Raw genomic sequence first — 18,312 nt, forward strand, 5'->3', positions numbered from 1 at the left:
TATTGGAGGGTTACCGGTAATATGGGAGTAAGAAAAAGGCGCAATGTCGCACTTATTTGGGCTGCGGGCATTGTCGGAGTGGCCTTGCTTTCGGTGCGGGCAATTACCTCGCTATACGCAGCTGGCGAGAAGTACGACGATATTGCCACGACCGTCCTGATCCTTGTGTTGACGGTCGTAGTGTGTTTCGTAGGATACGGCTGGATGGTGTTGGTCTATCGTCATAACTCGTTTGGCGGGCTTGGGGCACTTCGTGAGCGGCACCCTGCTGCGATGATTTTCGTCAGTATGATTCGCGTAGATCAGAGGGAAGTGCTTGATCAAGTAGTGAGCTCCAAACGTGCTCTTAGACTCCCGGTGTACTACAGCATGGTTGTCGAAAGCAGGCAGATGTTGATCTACAAGGGAAAAAGATTTGTGGGCAGCATGGACCTTGTCGACACGCGGTTCGAGATCGGACGTGTGGATCTCCCGTTTCATACCATTCCTGCGTTGCGGATACGTTTTTCGAATCGAGCTTCAACCGCTCTTGTTATGGTGCCGCTTTCGAAGTGGACGGGGTGGGTACCGGAGATGATGAAAGAAGACCTACTAGGACCGATGGTTGACCAGCTCAACCGTTCGGTGGCGACTGCCGAGTAGAGAATCATTTTCCCGCCCCCCAACTGCTCGCTGACGAAGGGCCAACAGCGCTGATCACGTTGGGCCCACGTTTTTGTGCTTGGTCAGTTTTTGATCGTTGACCAGGTGATCCCACGTGCCGGATGAGCAACAAACGCTTGAATTGGTGCGCACTAGTGAATGAGGTTGGAGAGGCTGGGTGTACAGCGATCATGTCCGACTCGCCCTCAGTGATGGGACCTGAAATGTCATGCTAGAAAAGTCCCCACACTCTACTGCGCGGAGGGCCTTCGAAGTACTTCGCCGCGTGTTCTGGGCTTCAGGAAGCGTGTTGGTCGCGGTTGTCGCGTCCAAATGGTTACTTTTTGTTTCTGCGGGTCTCTTCATGGGTGATGGCGGCATGTTGGGGCTGTTCTTTACCGAACCGTTCGGGCTGCTTGTAGTCGCACCAATTGCGATCGCGTCGAGATCACGCTCGGCCTTCCGATCTGCCGCCTGGGCAGCCTTGCTCTACATAGCTTTCGTTCTCGCGTGCGTATATGTGGATTGGCAGCTCGATCCGGATGGTGCATGGACCCAATTGAACTGGGTGCAGGTGGTTATCGGGCTGGCGGTGACGGTCCTTCTCGCAAGCGGGCTCGGACACTCAGCGGTCGCTCGCCCGCCGAGTGTGCCATTGATTTGCCTTGCCTGCGTGTTGGCAGCCGTCTATGGGCTCTGCGCTGGTTTCGTGTTTCAGTCCGCTGTCTGGCTCATCGGCCTTGCTGTTGTGCTTCTGATTCGCGCAAGGCATCGGTGACGCCCGGGGGATTTTTCGAAGCCCGAGGTATCCAGGATCTGCGCGGGCTTGGACACAGAAGTCGCCCAGTTCCGTGACTGAGCCCCCGCCTCCCAGGCGTTCTAGATGGGCAGCCTATGCTTGCCGGAAAGGACCCGGATATGACAGACATCGACAGTGGCCGCGGCGGTGTCTCCCGAGCCAGGAGGCTCGCCTGGTGGATTGTTCTCGGTGGCCGTTGTATAGCGGTTGTCCTCCGTATCGGGCTAAGCGGCGGGCCCTGGAGCCAGTTTTTCAGGGGGATGGTGAGGTATGGGTGACGTTGACAGCAGTACGATTCTGCCGAATCTTATTGTGGGGTGCGTTGCCGTGGCGGTGGGCGTTCTGATCGTTCTCTTCAGAAGAAGTGCTTATCGATCCATCGTGGCAAGGTCAAAGCCGTCTTTTGTTCGTGTCGCAGAGCGAGTTAACCGAGGGCGAGGTCCGTTTTGGGTGGGTTTCGCCGGGGCCGGTGGCGTCTTAGTGGGAGCAGTCATGCTCGTCTGGGGCTTCGCGGGGCTTTCGCAACTTGCGAGCTGAGAGCTGAAAGCAGTGTGGGTATGCTGCGACCTAGCGAGACCTAGCGATCCGGGCTGGGCCTGGGGGCGCTTATCGGGCCGATTGGGCATCCGTCTGCGGCGTGCGATTGGGAAGGCTGACATGCTTGCTGCAAGCGAGAGAATGCACCGTGGTCGACTTTGGTGGGCGGAGGGCATTTCACTGGCTGTTGTTGCGGCGTTCTTCGTCATCGACGACGGTACGGCGGGTTGGCCGCTCCTGAGCGGCCGCTGGGAGTTACGGCCGGATGCGCTGACTCAGCTTGTTCCTCTATTTGCGTGGGCTCTGAGTGTCCAGCTTGTGTTGCTTGGTGGGTTGTATCTATTCTTGCGCAGTGTCTCGCGTCCGGCGGGGCATTGGGAAATCGCACTCGTTGTCGCGACTTGCATGGCAACGTCGATAGCGCCAGCTTTAGGGGTTCTTGTCTCGACGGAACTGTCCGGCGTTGAGGTAGTTTCGCTGGTCGCGTTTGGCTCGGGAATCGCAGGTTGTGTTGCTTGGCTTCCCATTACGCTTGCTCTAGTTATCAAGCACGTTCGCTACCAGGTATAAAGGCGTGCGTTGAAACTTCCTGAGTTTGTTGGCGACTCTTGGCCATTTTTCGGGTTTGACCAATCTCTAATTCCACGCTGAGTTTGCTTCGTATAGAAGCGCAGCTCGTGCGAGACAACCCGGCGGATTCGTCTGATGGGAGGCTTCTCCTCAGAGAGGACGGGTGGCTGGAACCGTGCAGAGTTCGGGATATCGGAATTGTGGTTGGTGATATGAGGAACTTTGCCCACGTGTACCTCCTGATCGTTCTCTGCCTCGCGCTGACCGGGTGTGACCCACACATGTTCCAGGGACGAGCTGCGCTGAGAGACTCCGAGGGGTCGCTCGAGGTTGCGATCTGTGTAGACGGCGACGTAAGCAGAATTTCCGGGCTGGAGCGAGGGCGGTCAACATCTCAGCAGTGGACGGAGTTTTGGTCTCTTGATACTCAACAGGGTGTAAGTCCCGGGACCACCTTTGTTGCGGGTGCGTCAGGGGTTAACGGAGCCGAGGTGTTTTATGCGCCGACCCTCGCGCCAGGCAGCGAACTCGATATCGCGTTTTTCGACGGCGACGAGACGATCGCATCGGCTGTTTTCCGGATACCGTCGGACGGCGTACCCGCGGATGATTGGTTGCAATCCGACGGGACGACATCGTCGTCGGCTTGCCCAGAGTGAACTCTCCTGCGATCGGCCACATTGATTATTGGGGTTTGTGGGCATGGTCGCTACGCGTCGAGAGGCCGCTGAGTGATTCGCGCTGAGTGTAGAAAGATGAATTCTCAGTAGGCTCAAGAGCTCGTTTGGTGCAGTACATGGACGCTGAGTAATGGGCAGCGATTGATTCGCGCAACCGGGATTCGAGAGCAAGTTAAGCGACGACCTTTCACCTGGGGTGTTAACAGTCGGTGCTGGCGTGGGCTGTTTCGCTGATGGAGGTTGGTCGTGGTGATTTTATGAATTCGGTGTCCCCTGACGTGGTTCTGCCGACCATCATCGTCGGACCGATCGTTGTGGTGATGGGCGTACTCGCAATTTGGCTCCGGTCCTACTTTGCGAATTCGAGCGCGCGTGTTTTTCGAATTTACTTCGGCAAGCCCAGCGAAGGGCTGGAACATCCGAAAGCCGCTGGTTCAGTAGTCGTAGCTGGCGTGTTCATGATCACCGTGGGGCTATACATGATTGCGGCTGGGGTCTATTACCTCTTCGCCCTGGGGATGGTCTGAGTGACTTTCTGGGATCTCGCCGGGGTCGGCGGCTCATTGATGTTTCTTATCGCGAGTCTTGCCCTGGTTACGCGCGCGAGAATCACCCGGCTGCTTCTTCGCCGCGCCACGCGGGCCGAGCCTAAGAGCATGACCGACCCGAATCTTGAATCGGGAGTTGGAGCGCGGCTCATGTACTCAGCGATAGGAGGCTGCTTTATCGGCGCGACGTTTCTCGCGCTCGCGATCGTGAGGCCGTAGACGTAAAAAGTGGCCGATGATGAGCCCGGGAACACCGACCACACGCGGCCACAACTGACCTTGTGTTCCCGGTGTTCCCGGTGTTGGCGCGGCTGATCCGAGCAACGATATCGGGGTTGTGTGGGCCCATTCATGAGGCAGCAAATCAAAGAACTTAAAACAACCGCTTGCGCAGGGTTGTCGGTTGTTGAAGCACAGATGTGGTGGGCCCGGTGGGGCTCGAACCCACGACCCGCGGATTAAAAGTCCGATGCTCTACCGACTGAGCTACAGGCCCGTACCGGACTATCTTACTTGCCTTCGGCACTGCTCATGACAAAGCGGCGGGGCCGCTGACATCTGTAGAGAAATGTCAGCGGCCCCGCCGCTTTGTGAGCTACGTAGTTACTCGGTGGGCATGAGTACCGTGTCAACCAGGTACACAACCGCGTTGGCGGTCTGGACGCCACCACAAATAACCATGGACTCGCCGTTGACCATGAGGTCGTCGCCGCTACCGGTCACCTCGAGGGTCGAGCCCTCTACGGTGTCGTGGGTACCGACGATGTCGGCGGGCTCGATCTCACCGGGTACCACGTGGTAGGTGAGGATCTTTGTCAGCAGGTCGCTGTCAGTCTTGAGGGTGTCGATCGTCGCCGAGTCGATCTTCGCGAACGCGTCGTCAACCGGTGCGAACACTGTGAACTCGCCACCGTTGAGAGTGTCAACGAGGTTGACGTCGGGATTCAAGCCGCCGCTCACTGCTGCAGTCAGCGTGGTGAGGATGGGGTTGTTCGAGGCAGCCGTCGCTACCGGGTCTTCAGCCATTCCGGCAACCGAACCCGACCCGTCGGGAACAGCAGCGTCGTAATCGGCGCAACCGGCGCCGACGAGGTTTGCGTAAGCGTCAGACGACATTGTCTCTTCGGCCATCGGCGTCGATGAGTCCATCGGCTCCGACGACGATCCTTCGGTGGTGCTGCCGGAGCCGGAACATGCCGACAGGGCGAGGGCGCCAACAAAGGCGAGCGAGATTCCGGCGCTGATGCGAGTCTTGGTGCTGAACATGACTTCCTCCGTGTGTGGGGTGTCCGCCGCTGTCTGCGACGTTCATAAGGTCTTCGAGACCGTCGCCGAATCGGATGGAAAGTTTTTTACATCGCATGCCAAACCCCGAAATCCTGCGTCAAGATCGGGGCGTCGATTCATATCTGGACCGGGTGTAAGGCATGCTGGATGTCATGGTGATTGACGGCCTCGACGTTCCCGAAGACGGGGGTCCCTCAGTCGATCACGTTGCCGAACTTCTGCTGGCGGTCGCTCAAGGCGATCAGTCCGCGTTCGCCCGGCTATACGACATGATCTCTTCGCGCGTGTTCGGTCTTATCGTGCGGGTACTCGTCGATCGCTCTCAGAGCGAAGAGGTGCTTCAAGAGGTGTTCTTGGAGATCTGGCAATCCGCCAGCAAGTTCGCTCCGAATAAGGGCCAAGGAAGATCGTGGGTATTCACGATGGCACACCGACGAGCTGTTGACCGTGTGCGGTCAGCGCAGTCGAGTGCTGATCGTGATGTGCGTGCGGGATTCAAAGATATGGGCGTCGCACATGATGGCGTCTCGGAGGAGGCGGAGTTGCGCATCGAAGGACGTCGGGTGGCCCAAGCTGTCTCGACGCTGCCCGAAGCACAACGAGAAGCTCTGACCCTTGCTTACTACGGCGGCTACAGTCAGAGCGAAATCGCGGCCCTCGTTGGGGCTCCGCTGGGAACAATCAAAACAAGAATGAGAGACGGCCTCACTAGGCTGCGAGCAGAAATGGGGGTGACATCGTGAGAAAAGAAGAGTTTGCTGAACTATCGGCAGGACACGCACTTGGCGCGCTGTCGCCCGAAGACCAGACTGCTTTCGCTGACGCGATGCTCGAGCACCCCGAATGGGCCGACCTCGTCTCCGACGATCTCAACACTGCTGCGGCGCTTGCTGACACGATTCCTGCTGTTGCCCCGCCACGTGCGCTGCGTGAGGGAATCCTCGCGCAAATTAATTCGGTGACACCTCTCGCTGTGACCGAATCGGAAGATGCTGTCTCGCGTTCTCGTCCAGCTCGTGGACGATGGGGCTCTCGCGCATGGTTTGCGCTGGCGGCATCCCTCGCCCTCGTCCTCGGAATCGGTGGCGGCGCCGTATACGTTTCGCAGCAGTTGAGCACACCGGCATCCGTCGTGGCTCTCGACCGCATCGAACAAGCCGCTGATGCGCAAAGCGCAACGACAACTCTCGCCGATGGGGGAGAAGCGACCCTGCACTGGTCAGCATCGGAAGGTGAAGCTGTGCTCGTCTCCGACGGGCTGCCGACCCTCACCGAAGCGCAGGCCTTCGAGCTTTGGTATGTGCGCGACGGCGAAGCGATCGCCGCGGGCGTGTTCGACGCGTCGAACGGAGAAGCAACAGCTGTTCTCAGCGGAGAAATGCACGAGGGTGACGTCATCGCGGTCACCGTCGAAGCTGCCGGTGGTTCGGCAGATGGCCAACCGACCTCGACTCCGATCATTGCGATCGAAACCGGCGCCTAACTCGCGCTTGAAGTCGAGATCGCGCTTCGGTTCGGCGGGTAGCCTTGATCGATGAGTGATGAGTCGAGGGAATTCCACAAGCCCATCCGCCGGCCCGCAGAGCTCTTCGATCGCCTTTTCGCAGCCGATGACCCGGCCGAAGTCTCTCGCGTCGCCCACGGCACTGCCGCTGCTCTCCTTTCGCGGGTGCGTGAAGACCCCGAGGCTAACGTCGTCGATCGCCTCGTCGATTTCACGCGCGATCATGGCATCGACGACATCGCCGAGTTGTGGTCGCGCTCACCCGCTCGGTCCTTGCCCGGAACCCTCTGGCGGCTGTACCTCGTGCAGTTGATGATCCACGAAGATCCGCAGACGGCTGCTTTGCTCTACGAGCGCGGACGCACAGATACATCCACTGCCGACGAGATCGTAGCTGGCGCGCCAGCGCCTGCGGGTCCGGAAGAGCTCGTGGCCCTCGTCGACCTGATTATGCGGGGTGTTTTCCAAGGCGACTTCGCGGTGGCTCTCGAGCGCGCATCGGCCTTCTGCCGCCTTGAAGCGACGGGCGCAGCCCACCTCGCCGACGACTACGACGCGACTGAGCCCGAGCGTGCATCAGCATTCACAACGCGTGCCTTGCGATTGACGACATATGCGACAGATCTCGCGTCCGCTGCGACGCTCTGGCGAAAAGACGCGCTCACCTAGACGTCGACGCGAAAAAATTAGCGCCGGGCCGCAGAACGCCTCTCGGCGCGAGGCCGCTCGAAGCGGCAGAGTATGGAGCCCGGGGTTACTGCGGCCCGACTACTCAAGTGTAACAAGAGCACGGCAACGAGCATTCCTTGCGGCGTAGGCTCACGGTATGTCTTGGCGTTTTGCTCTGCTCATCGACCCGCTCGCAGCCGATGTTTCGCTGCCCGGCTATGGCCACACTTTCGAAGTCGTCGACCCGAGCGCTCCGGCATTGAGCGTGGGGGAACTGAGCACTCAGCGCGGTGACGGAATCTTCGAGTCGATCGGTGTGATTAGCGGTCACGCCCAAGAGGTCGAAGCTCATCTGGAGCGCCTTGCGCACTCTGCGCGGCTGTGCGATCTGCCGGCGCCTCACCTCACACAGTGGCGCGAGGCAATCAACGTTGCCGCGGCCGTCTGCCCAGCGGGCGAGTGCGTCATCAAACTCATTCTCAGCCGCGGTATCGAACACGGCCCGACACCCACCGCATGGGTGACTGCCGCTGAAGCGCCGAATAACGCCGCTGTGCGCGTGAATGGCGTACGAGTTGTCACGCTCGATCGTGGGCTCGACAGCGGCGCATCTGAGCGTGCTCCGTGGCTTTTGCTGGGGGCCAAAACGCTTTCCTATGCGGTCAACATGGCAGCCCTCCGGGAATCAAAGCGTCAAGGAGCGGATGACGCGATCTTTGTTTCTTCTGACGGCATTGTGCTCGAGGGGCCCACATCCTCAGTGATTCTGCGCTTCGGCGACAGGTTCGTGACACCTCAGCCGGGAGCTGGCATCCTCCACGGCACAACTCAGATGAGTGTTTTTGAACACTTGACGGCGCGGGGTCACGAGGCGGCGTACGAAACGATCACGGCGGCAGAGCTCGAACAAGCGGATGCCGCATGGCTCGTCTCGAGCGTGCGACTGGCAGCTCCGGTTTCTACCCTGAACGCAAAAAAACTCGTGATGGATGCCGAGTTCACGGCATCCATCAACGAGTATTTGCTGTCACCGCGCGACTAGGCGCAGCGGGGGATTATCCGAAGCGGCCCGAGACGTAGTCTTCGGTGGCCTGCACAGCGGGAGTCGTGAAGATCGCCGACGTGTCGTTGTATTCGATGAGCTTTCCGGGCTTGCCGGTGCCCGCGATATTGAAGAAAGCGGTCTTCTCGCTGACGCGTGATGCCTGCTGCATGTTGTGCGTGACGATGACGATCGTGTAGTCGTTCTTCAGCTCGCCGATCAGCTCTTCGATCGCGTACGTCGAGATGGGGTCAAGGGCCGAGCAAGGCTCGTCCATCAGCAGCACGTCGGGGGAGACGGCAATCGCACGCGCGATGCACAGGCGCTGCTGCTGACCGCCCGAGAGTCCTGATCCCGGACGGTCGAGACGATCCTTCACTTCGTTCCAGAGGTTTGCGCCCTTGAGCGAGTTCTCTACGAGGTCGTCAGCGTCTGACTTCGAGATGCGCTTGTTGTTGAGCTTCACACCGGCGAGCACGTTGTCGCGGATCGACATCGTGGGGAAGGGGTTCGGCCGCTGGAAGACCATACCCACGTCGCGGCGCACCGCCACCGGGTCGACGCCTGGACCGTAGAGGTCGTCACCGTCGAGCAGCACTTCGCCCTCGACGTAGGCGCCGGGAATCACTTCATGCATGCGGTTGAGCGTGCGGAGGAATGTCGACTTGCCACAGCCGGAAGGGCCGATGAACGCTGTGACGGATCGGGGTTCAATCATCAGCGACACGTCTTCTACCGCGAGGAAATCGCCGTAGTACACGTTGAGGTCGTTGACTTCGATGCTCTTAGACACGGGGGCTCTTTCTTTCGGTTCAGCGACGGCCGGTCTTGGGGGAGAACAGCTTCGCGATCATTCGCGCAGCCAGGTTCAACACCATGACGATGAGAATAAGGGTGAGAGCGCCGGCCCATGCGCGGGCGACGGAATCGTCCGGGGTCGTGCCCTGGTTCGCGTACTGGTTGTACACGTACACCGGCAGGGTCATCATGTTGCCATCGAAAAGGTTGAGGTTGAGGCTCTGCGTGTAGCCCGCTGTAAGAAGCAGGGGAGCAGTCTCACCGATGACACGCGCGATGGCAAGCATGATACCCGTGGTGATTCCGGCGATCGATGTCGGGATCACCACCTTGAGGATCGTGAGCCACTTCGGCACGCCTAGCGCGTAGGCGGCTTCACGGAGTTCGTTGGGCACGAGACGCAGCATCTCTTCAGATGACCGAACGACAACGGGAATCATGAGCACGCTCAAGGCGATGGCGCCGATGATGCCCATTGAGATACCCGGACCGAAGAACAGCGCGAAGACTGCATAGGCGAACAGACCCGCAACGATCGAGGGGATGCCGGTCATCACATCGACGAAGAAGGTGATGGCCCGCGAGAGCCGGCTGCCGGTGGAGTACTCGACGAGATAGATCGACGTCATGAGCCCGATCGGTACCGAGATCACAGTTGTTGCGGCCGTGATGAGCAGCGTGCCGTAGATGGCGTGGATCGCGCCGCCGCCGGCGCCCACGACGTTCCGCATGCTGGAGCTGAAGAACTCGATATCAAAGCGCTGCACGCCTTCGACCACGACGGTGTAGAGCAGCGAGATGAGCGGCAGCAGAGCGACGATGAACGCTGCCGAGACGACTGCTGTGATGACCCGGTCTGCCGCTTTGCGACGGCCTTCGACGATGCTCGAGAGTACGCCGATGGCGATGACGAACAGCAGGGTGCCGAGGAACACCGCGGCCGCGATATTGAAGTTCTTGATCGGCTGACCGGCGTTCAAGATCGCGAAGACTGCGAACATGATGAGCCACGATGCGCCGAGCACCGTCCACGGCACAGATCGCGGCAGCTTGCCGCTTGTGAGGGAGTTCACCGACTTCACGGGAGAAGCGGTGGCTGTAACAGTCGACATCAGTTTGCTCCCGAGAATTCGGAACGGCGGTTGACAATCCAACGGGCAAGCGCGTTGACCGCGAACGTGAGCACGAAGAGCACAAGGCCGGTCGCGATCAACACGCTCACGCCATCGCCGTACGCCTCAGGGAAGGAGAGCGCGATATTTGCGGGGATCGTGGTCGGGTTCGTAGCCGTAATGAGCTCGAATGTCACAGCACCGGACACCGAGAGCACCATCGTGACGGCCATCGTCTCTCCGAGGGCGCGTCCGAGGGCGAGCATCGCGGCCGAGACCATACCGCCGCGGGCGAAGGGGAGCACGGCCATGCGGATCATCTCCCAGCGGGTGGCTCCCAGCGCTAGTGCTGCCTCTTCGTGAAGCTTCGGGGTTTGCAGGAAGACCTCACGGCAGATGGCCGTCATGATCGGCAAGACCATGATCGCGAGCACGAGGGCGGCGGTGAGGATGGTGCGACCCGTTGCGGATACTTGGCCGCCGAAGAGCGGAATCCAGCCGAGATATTCGTTCAGCCATGCGTAGAAGGGCTGAATGAGTCCAGCGAAGGTAACGCCGCCCCAGAGGCCGAAGACCACAGACGGCACAGCAGCGAGCAGGTCGATGATGTAGCCGAGGAACGACGCGATACGGCGCGGCGCGTAGTGCGAGATGAAGAGTGCGATGCCGATAGCGAGCGGAGCGGCGATGATGAGCGCGAGGATCGACGCCCAGATGGTGCCGAAGACGAACGGGCCAACATAGGCCCAGAACGATTCGCCCTTAAGGATCGGGTTTGCCTCGGGGTCACCCGTGAACGCCGGAATGCTCTCGGCTACGAGAAAGACGGTTACGGCCGCGAGTACGACGAGGATCGTGATTCCGGCGGCGACAGCGGTGCCGGAAAAGACGAGATCGCCAGGCCGCCGGGGTGCCTTCGGTTTACTGCGCGGCTTGGTGTCCTTCGCCGTAGTCATCGCCATTCAAGCTTCCTTTGTGTGGAGTCCGATCGGGCTCAGCACGAGCCCCGGTGCGATCAAGCGCCGAGGCCCCTGCAGAACCTGCCCAGCTCGGAGTGTAACGAGTGCCCCGAGCTGGGCAAGGATAAGCGGGATTAAATTACTTGATCAGCGCGATCGCGGACTCAACCTGGGTACGCAGGCTGTCGGAGATCGGAGCCGAACCAGCGTTCGACGCTGCGGCATCCTGACCCTCGGGGCTTGCGATGTAGGAGAAGTACTGCGACACGAGGTCAGCGACGTTGGAGTCTTCGTACTCGACGCAACCGATGAGGTAGCTCACGAGAGCGATCGGGTAAACGCCAGCCTCGTCGGTGGTGCGGTCGAGCTCGATGGCGATGTCGCCGTCGGTGCGACCCTCAACCTCGGGAGAAGCGTCAACGAGCGCCGCAGCAGCTTCGGGCGAGTAAGAGACGAACTCTCCACCGACCTCGATAGCAACGGTGCCGAGGTCGCCGGCCTGCGAAGCGTCGGCGTAACCAATGGTGCCCTGACCGCCGGTCACAGCAGCAACGACACCGGAGGTGCCCTGTGCGGCTTCACCGGAATCGAGCGGCCATTCGCCGTCAGCCTCGTAGCTCCACACGTCGGGTGCGACAACGTTGAGGTAGTCGGTGAAGTTCTCGGTGGTACCCGAGTCGTCCGAGCGGTGCACGGGCGAGATCGCGAGGTCGGGAAGGTCAACACCCGGGTTGAGGTCGGCGATAGCCGCGTCATTCCAGTTGGTGATCGTTCCGGCGAAGATGCCAGCGACCGTCTTGGCGTCGAGGTCGAGCGAGTCGATGCCGTCGAGGTTGAAGATGATCGCGATCGGCGAGATGTAGAGCGGCAGCTCGACGATTCCAGCGGCGCCGTCATCTGCGCACGAGGCGAAGCCGCCAGCGGCGATCTCCTCGTCGTTGAACGCACGGTCAGAACCGATGAAGTTGCTGGCGCCGGCGATGAAGTTCTCGCGGCCTGTTCCCGAACCGGTGGGCTCGTAGTTGATCGTGACGTCGGGGTTTGCCGTCTGGAATGCGGCGACCCATGCTTCCTGGGCTGCCGTCTGTGACGAGGCTCCCGTTGCGGAAAGGGTGCCCGAGAGCGTCGATGCGCTTTCGGTGTCAGTGGCGGTGCCACCTTCGTTTGCGGCGCAGCCGGCGAGAGCGAGAGCCGCGACAGCGGCGAGGGCGCCCACCTGGGCGATGCGGTTGATCTTCACTGTGAATCCTTCACAAATCAGGGTGGTGTGACCCGGTGCAGGGCACGCCCCGACGGTAGACACGAACTCTTAAGAGAGTGCGCTGCAGGGGTGAACGGGAGGTGAACGGCTCCTGTGTGTGCCAAATTGGGGCTCATGCGGAAAATAGTCTGATCGTCATGCCCCACCTTCCCGACGTGGCGCAGCCTCTTTTGGATGCTGCTTCCCTCGCGCCCAGGTCCCGTACTCTCATCGACGTTCTCCGTGCCACTGCGGCCCAGTTTCCCGAGGCATCCGCTCTCGACGACGGGTCTGGCGCGCTGAGTTACCGCGAGCTGCTGGCGCACGTCAACCGGACAGCTGCACGCCTGCACGAGGCAGGCGTCCGGCGCGGCGACCGCGTGGGAGTGCGGGTGGCATCGGGTTCGAAGGAGCTCTACATCTCGATTCTCGGCGTTCTCGCCGCGGGCGCCGCATACGTTCCCGTCGATGCTGATGATCCCGACGAACGTGCACGACTTGTCTTCGGTGAGGCCGCCGTAACGGGCATCATCGTCGGTTCGGGGGAGTACGTCTCCTCTGACCACGAGACTGACTCTGCAGCAGAACCTCTCTTTTCCGGAGATGCGCCACACCCCGCAACGACGTCCACTGCGACGGTCCCCTCACCGGAGCCGAGCGACGACGCGTGGATCATCTTCACCTCCGGTTCAACGGGTGTACCCAAAGGTGTCGCTGTGACCCACCGCTCAGCGGCGGCATTCGTCGATGCCGAGGCCGGGCTCTTCTTACGCGATGCACCCCTTTGTGCTGGTGACCGAGTGTTGGCCGGACTCTCTGTCGCGTTCGATGCGTCGTGCGAAGAAATGTGGCTCGCGTGGCGAAATGGTGCGTGCCTGGTGCCCGCGCCGCGTGCACTCGTGCGCTCCGGTGAAGACCTCGCGCCATGGCTGCTGCGGCAGGGCATCACCGCGGTGTCCACAGTGCCGACGCTCGCGGCAATGTGGCCCTCGAGTGCGATCGAAAACGTGCGACTGCTTATTTTCGGCGGCGAGGCGTGCCCGCCGGAACTAGCGGCCCGACTCGTTGCGGACGGGCGTGAAGTGTGGAACACCTACGGTCCGACCGAAGCGACAGTCGTCGCATGCGCGGCCCTCCTCGATGGCACAGTGCCGGTGCGCATCGGACTCCCGCTCGATGGCTGGAGTCTGGCAGTCGTGAACACCGCAGGCGAGCCAGTAGCCGAAGGTGAGACGGGCGAATTGATCATCGGTGGGGTGGGGCTTGCCCGCTACCTCGACCCCGCCAAAGACGCCGAGAAATACGCCCCGATGCCAACTCTCGGGTGGGACCGTGCCTACCGTTCCGGCGATCTCGTGCGCTACGACACCGAAGGCCTCGTCTTCCAGGGGCGTGCAGACGATCAGGTAAAGGTGGGCGGGCGGCGCATCGAACTCGGTGAAGTCGAGTCCGCGCTCCAAGACCTGCCTGGCGTTGCTGCCGCGACAGTAGCTGTGCGCACCACGGATGCCGGTGTCTCGGTGCTTGTCGGGTATCTCGTTGCCGACAACCCCGCTGCCGGATTCGACACCTCTTCCGCACGGATGACGCTGTCGGAGCGCCTTCCTGCGGCAATCGTGCCGCTGCTCGCCCTCGTCGAGGAGTTGCCGGTGCGGACGTCGGGAAAAGTGGATCGCGCAGCGCTCCCGTGGCCGCTTCCCGGCATCGATACTCCCGTCGCGGGCCTCACACCCGGCGAAGCATGGCTGGCTGAGCAGTGGCAGGCCGTCTTGGGTGTGCCCGTTCCGGGGCCGAAGGCCGACTTCTTCGATCTCGGCGGTGGGTCACTTGCTGCGGCGCAGCTCGTGTCGCGCATCCGTCAGCGCGTGCCGGAGTTCGCTGTCGCCGACATCTATGACGTACCCCGGCTGGGAGCGATGGCCAAAGCCCTCGGTCCACTCGTCTCCGACGATGACGTGCACTTTCACGAGCCGCTTCCGACTCCGCGGCGGATGCAGTGGCTCCAGACGCTCTTGGGAATTCCGTTGTTTGTGCTCACCGGCATCCGCTGGTTGTTGTACATCTTGACCGCGTCTGCGCTTCTCCAGCCTTTCGGCGGATTCGACGTGCTGCCTACCGTGCCGTGGCCGGCACTGGTCCTGGGGCTCCTCGTGTTCGCCACCCCCTTCGGCAAGATGGCGATCGCTGCCGGTGCCGCGCGCGTGCTGCTGCGCGGCGTGGCCCCCGGCGACTATCCGCGCGGCGGGGGAGTTCACCTGCGGCTCTGGCTCGCCGAGCAGTTAGCCGATCAGATTGATGCCGTCGGCCTTGCCGGCGCGCCGTGGATCAGTTACTACGCTCGCGCATTGGGCGCCCGCATCGGTCGAAACGTCGATTTGCACACTCTGCCGCCCATTACGGGAATGCTCCGCATCGGTGATGGCGCCTCGATCGAGCCCGAGGTGGACCTGTCGGGGTACTGGATCGACGGTGACCTCGTGCGCATCGGCGAAGTGCGCATCGGAGCCGAGGCAACGGTGGGTGCACGCAGCACTCTCGCCCCGGGCACCCGCATCGGGCAGCGCGCAGAAATAGCGCCAGGCTCCGCTGTTTTCGGTCGCGTTCGAGCTGACCAATCGTGGGCGGGATCCCCTGCCATCCGCGTAGGCGGCACCTCCCGCGGTTGGCCCGGCGAGCACGCACCTGCGACGCACCGCTGGCTGTGGGCATATGCCGCATCAGCCATCGGCTTGGCGTTGCTGCCCGTCATCGCCTTCGCGTGCGGTGCGGCGGTGCTCGCACTCGGTATGCGCGGTGCAGATTCGCTTGCCGAGGCAGCGCTCGCCGCAGCGATCTGGCTCGTACCGGCAACGCTTCTTACGGGTCTCGTGTTTGCTGCTGTCGTGGTCCTTCTCGTGCGATTGCTCTCACTCGGTCTTCGCGAAGGTATTACGCCGGTGCGCAGCCGCATCGGGTGGCAAGCCTGGTCGATCGAGCGCTTGCTCGATGCATCACGCGTGCTCTTGTTTCCGCTTTACTCGAGCCTGTTCACGCCAGTGTGGCTCCGGATGCTGGGAGCATCTGTCGGTCGAGATGTCGAAGCATCCACGGTCTTGCTTCTGCCGTCGATGACGCGCATCGATGACGGCGCGTTCCTCGCTGACGACACGATGGTCGCGACGTACGAAATGCGCGGGGGCTGGGTGCGCATCGGTCAGGTGCGCATCGGAAAACGCGCATTCCTGGGAAACTCGGGCATGGCTGCCCCCGGTCACCGGGTGCCAAAAGACGGGCTCGTCGCCGTGCTCTCTTCAGCGCCGTTCAAAGCGAAGGCCGGGTCGTCGTGGTTGGGTTCTCCCGCCGTGCGCCTGCGCCGTGTGTCTGCCACGGGCGACCAGACTCGTACCTATCAACCCACGGGCGCTCTGCGGGCTGCACGTACACTCTGGGAGCTATGCCGCATCGTGCCCGTCATCGTGACCTACGCGCTCGGGCTTGCGGTGCTCTTCACCTTCGCGGCGCTCGTCAGCGCCTGGGGGATCGGGTGGGCGATCGCGTTATCAGGAATTGTCATGCTGATCGCCGGAGCCGTCGCTGCCGCTATCTCAGCCGCGGCCAAGTGGGCGATCGTAGGTCCGATCCGGGCTGGCTCTCACCCGCTGTGGTCAAGCTTCGTCTGGCGCACCGAAGTCGCTGACACATTCACCGAGATGGTTGCGGCGCCGTGGTTTGCGCGCAGCGCTGCGGGAACCCCCGCGCTGGCCGTGTGGCTGCGCGCGCTCGGTGCGAATATCGGACGAGGAGTCTGGTGCGACAGCTACTGGTTACCGGAGCCCGATCTGGTCACTTTGGGAGCTGGATCAACCGTCAATCGGGGCTGCGTTGTGCAGACGCACCTGTTCCATGATCGAATCATGAGCATGGACACCGTCGAACTCGCGCCGGGGGCAACCCTCGGGCCTCACAGCGTGATCCTTCCCGCTGCTGTCATCGGTGCTCATGCAACCGTGGGACCGGCCTCGCTCGTCATGCGAGGCGAGACTGTGCCTGTCGGCTCGCGGTGGAGCGGAAACCCGATCGGGCCGTGGCGTGCCGTCAAGGCGCGGGCATACCAATCCACCTCATGAGCGAGGACCATGAAGGCTACGCGCCGCAAAGCGGCGACCCTTCGTTCGACGTGGAGTCGTACGACCTCGACCTGACCTACCGGGTTCGCACGAATCGGTTGGAAGGTACCGCAATGCTCTCGGGGGTGGTGCGAGAGCAGACGCGCTCGCTTTCGATTGACCTCATCGGTCTTCGCGTATCGCGGGTGCGTCTCGATGGTGAAAAGCGTACGAAGTTCACGCAGGGACCGCGAAAGCTTCAGGTCGGCGCGCCGCGCGAGTTGAGGCCTGGCGAGCGGTTCACCATCGCGATCGACTATGCCGGCGCTCCCGCCCCCCGACACTCGCGGTGGGGAACGATCGGCTGGGAAGAGCTCGACAACGGCGCTCTCGTGGCCAGCCAGCCGGTGGGTGCGCCCACCTGGTTTCCCTGCAACGATCGTCCAGACGACCGCGCCACCTACTCGCTGAGCATCACTGTCGATGCCGAGTACGCTGTCGCGGCGACCGGCGTTCGCACCGACGTCACTCGCAAGGGTGGCATGGTGACATCCCGATTTCGGAGTGATGTTCCCACCGCGACGTACCTGCTCGCGTTGCAAATCGGCACATACACGCCCTCGCCGTTCGAGGTGCCGGGTGGAATCACTGGCGAGCTCCACACGGCTCCAACTCAGCGAGTCGCCGCTGCCCGTGCGTTTGCCGACGTACCGAAAATGCTCCGAGCCTTCACGGATGCCTTCGGCCCCTATCCGCAGCAGCACTGCACCCTCGTCGTCACCCCCGACGCGCTGGAGATACCGCTCGAGTCGCAGGGCATGGCCGTGTTCGGGTCAAACCATTTGGCCCCCGACAGTGAGCGTCTCGTCGCGCACGAGCTTGCGCACCAGTGGTTCGGCAACAGTGTCGGCATCGGGCAGTGGAACGATATCTGGCTCAACGAAGGATTCGCGTGCTACGCGGAATGGCTGTGGTTCGAGGCATCCGGTCGGCAAACCGCGGATGCGAGCGCGCGCGAGCACTACCGTCAGCTGCGCGGTGAACCGCAAGACCTCGTTATCGCTGAGCCCGGGCCCGATCTGATGTTCGACGACCGCCTCTACAAGCGTGGTGCGCTCGCTCTCCATGCTTTGCGCACGTTGCTGGGAGACACCGTATTCTTCGATCTGCTTCGCGAGTGGGCCGCCGACAACCGCCATGCGCTCGTCGATACCGAAGACTTTCGGATGCTCGTCGCTCGCTATTCACCGCGCCACGGCGGCGCGACCCTCAGCGCCTGGATTGACCAGCCCTCGCTGCCGAGCTTCCCGCGGCGGTAACGAAGCGCGCTTGAACTGCAAGAGCGATTGCGACTCCCGATGGGCCCGAAAGATCCCAACCCCGAAATGCCGTGGATCCCGGGATAACCGCTGTCCACGCTTTTGTGTTTCCGGTGATCTCAACGCTGCGCGGATCAACGCGCAGCCCGCGACCGTCTGCTTTGAGAGCCGATTCGACGCGCACCCAATCAGTGACAGTCGCCGATGTGCGACCCAGCGCTCTCGCATACCCCTCGCGCGAGCGAACCGGGTCATCGGTAGCTTCCGCATCGATTCCGATAGCAGCTATTGAACGGCTGTCCGCTACTGCCACGAGGGCAAGCCCGCCAGCGTAAGAGACGCTCGCGCGCAGCGCGGCCCCCGAAATACGCACCGGACCATGATCGCCGCCACAGCGAGCGCATCCCGTCGAGATGTGAGCTGCGTCGCCGACGAGTCCCCGCAGCAGCGACCACGCGGCGTCCCGCCGACCAAGGCGATCGGGTGCCGGCCCCCATGCCACACGAACGTCAGGGCGCACG

General features: G+C 61.9%; 18 protein-coding genes and 1 tRNA gene. 12 read left to right on the plus strand and 7 right to left on the minus strand.

The window, feature by feature from the left end; genetic code table 11:
* Positions 1-21: 21 nt before the first annotated feature.
* The 6 genes from G6N83_RS10685 (at position 22) to G6N83_RS10710 (ending at position 3,995) form a co-directional block, all read left to right on the plus strand.
* Positions 22-642 carry a hypothetical protein gene (locus tag G6N83_RS10685; protein ID WP_165141893.1) on the plus strand — a complete coding sequence of 207 codons (621 nt, stop codon included), beginning with the start codon at positions 22-24 and terminating at the stop codon, positions 640-642.
* A 229-nt stretch (positions 643-871) separates the two neighbouring features.
* Positions 872-1,420, plus strand: a complete 549-nt coding sequence (locus tag G6N83_RS10690; RefSeq protein ID WP_165141895.1) for a hypothetical protein — start codon at positions 872-874, stop codon at positions 1,418-1,420.
* 678 nt (positions 1,421-2,098) lie between these two features.
* Positions 2,099-2,548, plus strand: a complete 450-nt coding sequence (locus G6N83_RS10695) for a hypothetical protein (RefSeq protein WP_165141897.1) — start codon at positions 2,099-2,101, stop codon at positions 2,546-2,548.
* Between the two features lie 107 nt (positions 2,549-2,655).
* Entirely contained in the window at positions 2,656-3,207 is a 552-nt protein-coding gene (locus G6N83_RS10700; RefSeq protein ID WP_165141899.1) for a hypothetical protein, read from the plus strand.
* A 278-nt stretch (positions 3,208-3,485) separates the two neighbouring features.
* Positions 3,486-3,755: a hypothetical protein gene (locus tag G6N83_RS10705; protein ID WP_166769998.1), complete on the plus strand. Its 270-nt coding sequence runs from the start codon at positions 3,486-3,488 to the stop codon at positions 3,753-3,755.
* The gene (locus tag G6N83_RS10710; RefSeq protein ID WP_165141903.1) at positions 3,756-3,995 is read left to right on the plus strand and encodes a hypothetical protein; all 240 of its coding nucleotides are present in this window, start codon (positions 3,756-3,758) and stop codon (positions 3,993-3,995) included.
* Positions 3,996-4,196: 201 nt separating this feature from the next.
* Here the strand turns inward: G6N83_RS10710 and G6N83_RS10715 are convergent.
* Together G6N83_RS10715 and G6N83_RS10720 are read right to left on the minus strand one after the other, a co-directional pair.
* Positions 4,197-4,272: transfer RNA gene (locus G6N83_RS10715), tRNA-Lys, on the minus strand.
* A gap of 107 nt (positions 4,273-4,379) precedes the next feature.
* Complete coding sequence (locus tag G6N83_RS10720) at positions 4,380-5,042, minus strand: fasciclin domain-containing protein (RefSeq protein ID WP_165141905.1); 663 nt, start codon at positions 5,040-5,042, stop codon at positions 4,380-4,382.
* 161 nt (positions 5,043-5,203) lie between these two features.
* On the opposite strand from G6N83_RS10720, the gene sigK reads away from it, so the two are divergent.
* The 4 genes from sigK to G6N83_RS10740 all read left to right on the plus strand — a co-directional run bounded on the left by sigK (position 5,204) and on the right by G6N83_RS10740 (position 8,278).
* Positions 5,204-5,806, plus strand: a complete 603-nt coding sequence (gene sigK, locus G6N83_RS10725) for an ECF RNA polymerase sigma factor SigK (protein WP_183408402.1) — start codon at positions 5,204-5,206, stop codon at positions 5,804-5,806.
* A complete protein-coding gene (locus G6N83_RS10730) occupies positions 5,803-6,546 on the plus strand; it encodes an anti-sigma factor (RefSeq protein ID WP_165141909.1) in 744 nt (247 codons plus the stop codon). The genes sigK and G6N83_RS10730 overlap by 4 nt, the downstream gene beginning before the upstream one ends.
* Before the next feature lie 51 nt (positions 6,547-6,597).
* Positions 6,598-7,236 carry a DNA-directed RNA polymerase subunit beta gene (locus tag G6N83_RS10735; protein WP_165141911.1) on the plus strand — a complete coding sequence of 213 codons (639 nt, stop codon included), beginning with the start codon at positions 6,598-6,600 and terminating at the stop codon, positions 7,234-7,236.
* A 157-nt stretch (positions 7,237-7,393) separates the two neighbouring features.
* Complete coding sequence (locus G6N83_RS10740; RefSeq protein ID WP_165141913.1) at positions 7,394-8,278, plus strand: aminodeoxychorismate lyase; 885 nt, start codon at positions 7,394-7,396, stop codon at positions 8,276-8,278.
* 13 nt (positions 8,279-8,291) lie between these two features.
* Here the strand turns inward: G6N83_RS10740 and pstB are convergent, their stop codons facing one another.
* From pstB to G6N83_RS10760, 4 genes are all read right to left on the minus strand, one after another.
* Positions 8,292-9,071 (minus strand): phosphate ABC transporter ATP-binding protein PstB, encoded by a 780-nt coding sequence (gene pstB, locus G6N83_RS10745; protein WP_165141915.1) that lies wholly within the window; start codon positions 9,069-9,071, stop codon positions 8,292-8,294.
* 19 nt (positions 9,072-9,090) lie between these two features.
* A complete protein-coding gene (gene pstA / locus G6N83_RS10750) occupies positions 9,091-10,188 on the minus strand; it encodes a phosphate ABC transporter permease PstA (protein ID WP_165141917.1) in 1,098 nt (365 codons plus the stop codon).
* Positions 10,188-11,144, minus strand: coding sequence for a phosphate ABC transporter permease subunit PstC (gene pstC, locus G6N83_RS10755; RefSeq protein ID WP_165143403.1), 957 nt, complete (start codon positions 11,142-11,144; stop codon positions 10,188-10,190). Before pstC ends, pstA begins: the two co-directional genes overlap by 1 nt.
* A gap of 142 nt (positions 11,145-11,286) precedes the next feature.
* Positions 11,287-12,387: a phosphate ABC transporter substrate-binding protein PstS gene (locus tag G6N83_RS10760; protein ID WP_165141919.1), complete on the minus strand. Its 1,101-nt coding sequence runs from the start codon at positions 12,385-12,387 to the stop codon at positions 11,287-11,289.
* A gap of 158 nt (positions 12,388-12,545) precedes the next feature.
* On the opposite strand from G6N83_RS10760, the gene G6N83_RS10765 reads away from it, so the two are divergent.
* Together G6N83_RS10765 and G6N83_RS10770 are read left to right on the plus strand one after the other, a co-directional pair.
* The gene (locus G6N83_RS10765; protein ID WP_165141921.1) at positions 12,546-16,493 is read left to right on the plus strand and encodes a Pls/PosA family non-ribosomal peptide synthetase; all 3,948 of its coding nucleotides are present in this window, start codon (positions 12,546-12,548) and stop codon (positions 16,491-16,493) included.
* Positions 16,490-17,791: a M1 family metallopeptidase gene (locus G6N83_RS10770; RefSeq protein ID WP_165141923.1), complete on the plus strand. Its 1,302-nt coding sequence runs from the start codon at positions 16,490-16,492 to the stop codon at positions 17,789-17,791. Before G6N83_RS10765 ends, G6N83_RS10770 begins: the two co-directional genes overlap by 4 nt.
* On the opposite strand, the gene G6N83_RS10775 is transcribed toward G6N83_RS10770, so the two are convergent.
* Positions 17,742-18,311, minus strand: a complete 570-nt coding sequence (locus G6N83_RS10775) for a 4'-phosphopantetheinyl transferase family protein (RefSeq protein WP_165141925.1) — start codon at positions 18,309-18,311, stop codon at positions 17,742-17,744. The genes G6N83_RS10770 and G6N83_RS10775 overlap by 50 nt on opposite strands.
* Between the last annotated feature and the right edge of the window lies 1 nt (position 18,312).

Source organism: Microbacterium endophyticum (assembly GCF_011047135.1).
Classification (GTDB): Bacteria; Actinomycetota; Actinomycetes; order Actinomycetales; family Microbacteriaceae; genus Microbacterium; species Microbacterium endophyticum.

Coding starts and splice junctions, on each gene's coding strand:
- G6N83_RS10685 (WP_165141893.1), top strand. CDS start 22: ATGGGAGTAAGAAAAAGGCGCAATGTCGCACTTATTTGGGCTGCGGGC.
- G6N83_RS10690 (WP_165141895.1), top strand. CDS start 872: ATGCTAGAAAAGTCCCCACACTCTACTGCGCGGAGGGCCTTCGAAGTA.
- G6N83_RS10695 (WP_165141897.1), top strand. CDS start 2,099: ATGCTTGCTGCAAGCGAGAGAATGCACCGTGGTCGACTTTGGTGGGCG.
- G6N83_RS10705 (WP_166769998.1), top strand. CDS start 3,486: ATGAATTCGGTGTCCCCTGACGTGGTTCTGCCGACCATCATCGTCGGA.
- G6N83_RS10720 (WP_165141905.1), bottom strand. CDS start 5,042: ATGTTCAGCACCAAGACTCGCATCAGCGCCGGAATCTCGCTCGCCTTT.
- sigK (WP_183408402.1), top strand. CDS start 5,204: ATGCTGGATGTCATGGTGATTGACGGCCTCGACGTTCCCGAAGACGGG.
- G6N83_RS10735 (WP_165141911.1), top strand. CDS start 6,598: ATGAGTGATGAGTCGAGGGAATTCCACAAGCCCATCCGCCGGCCCGCA.
- G6N83_RS10740 (WP_165141913.1), top strand. CDS start 7,394: ATGTCTTGGCGTTTTGCTCTGCTCATCGACCCGCTCGCAGCCGATGTT.
- pstA (WP_165141917.1), bottom strand. CDS start 10,188: ATGTCGACTGTTACAGCCACCGCTTCTCCCGTGAAGTCGGTGAACTCC.
- pstC (WP_165143403.1), bottom strand. CDS start 11,144: ATGACTACGGCGAAGGACACCAAGCCGCGCAGTAAACCGAAGGCACCC.
- G6N83_RS10765 (WP_165141921.1), top strand. CDS start 12,546: ATGCCCCACCTTCCCGACGTGGCGCAGCCTCTTTTGGATGCTGCTTCC.
- G6N83_RS10770 (WP_165141923.1), top strand. CDS start 16,490: ATGAGCGAGGACCATGAAGGCTACGCGCCGCAAAGCGGCGACCCTTCG.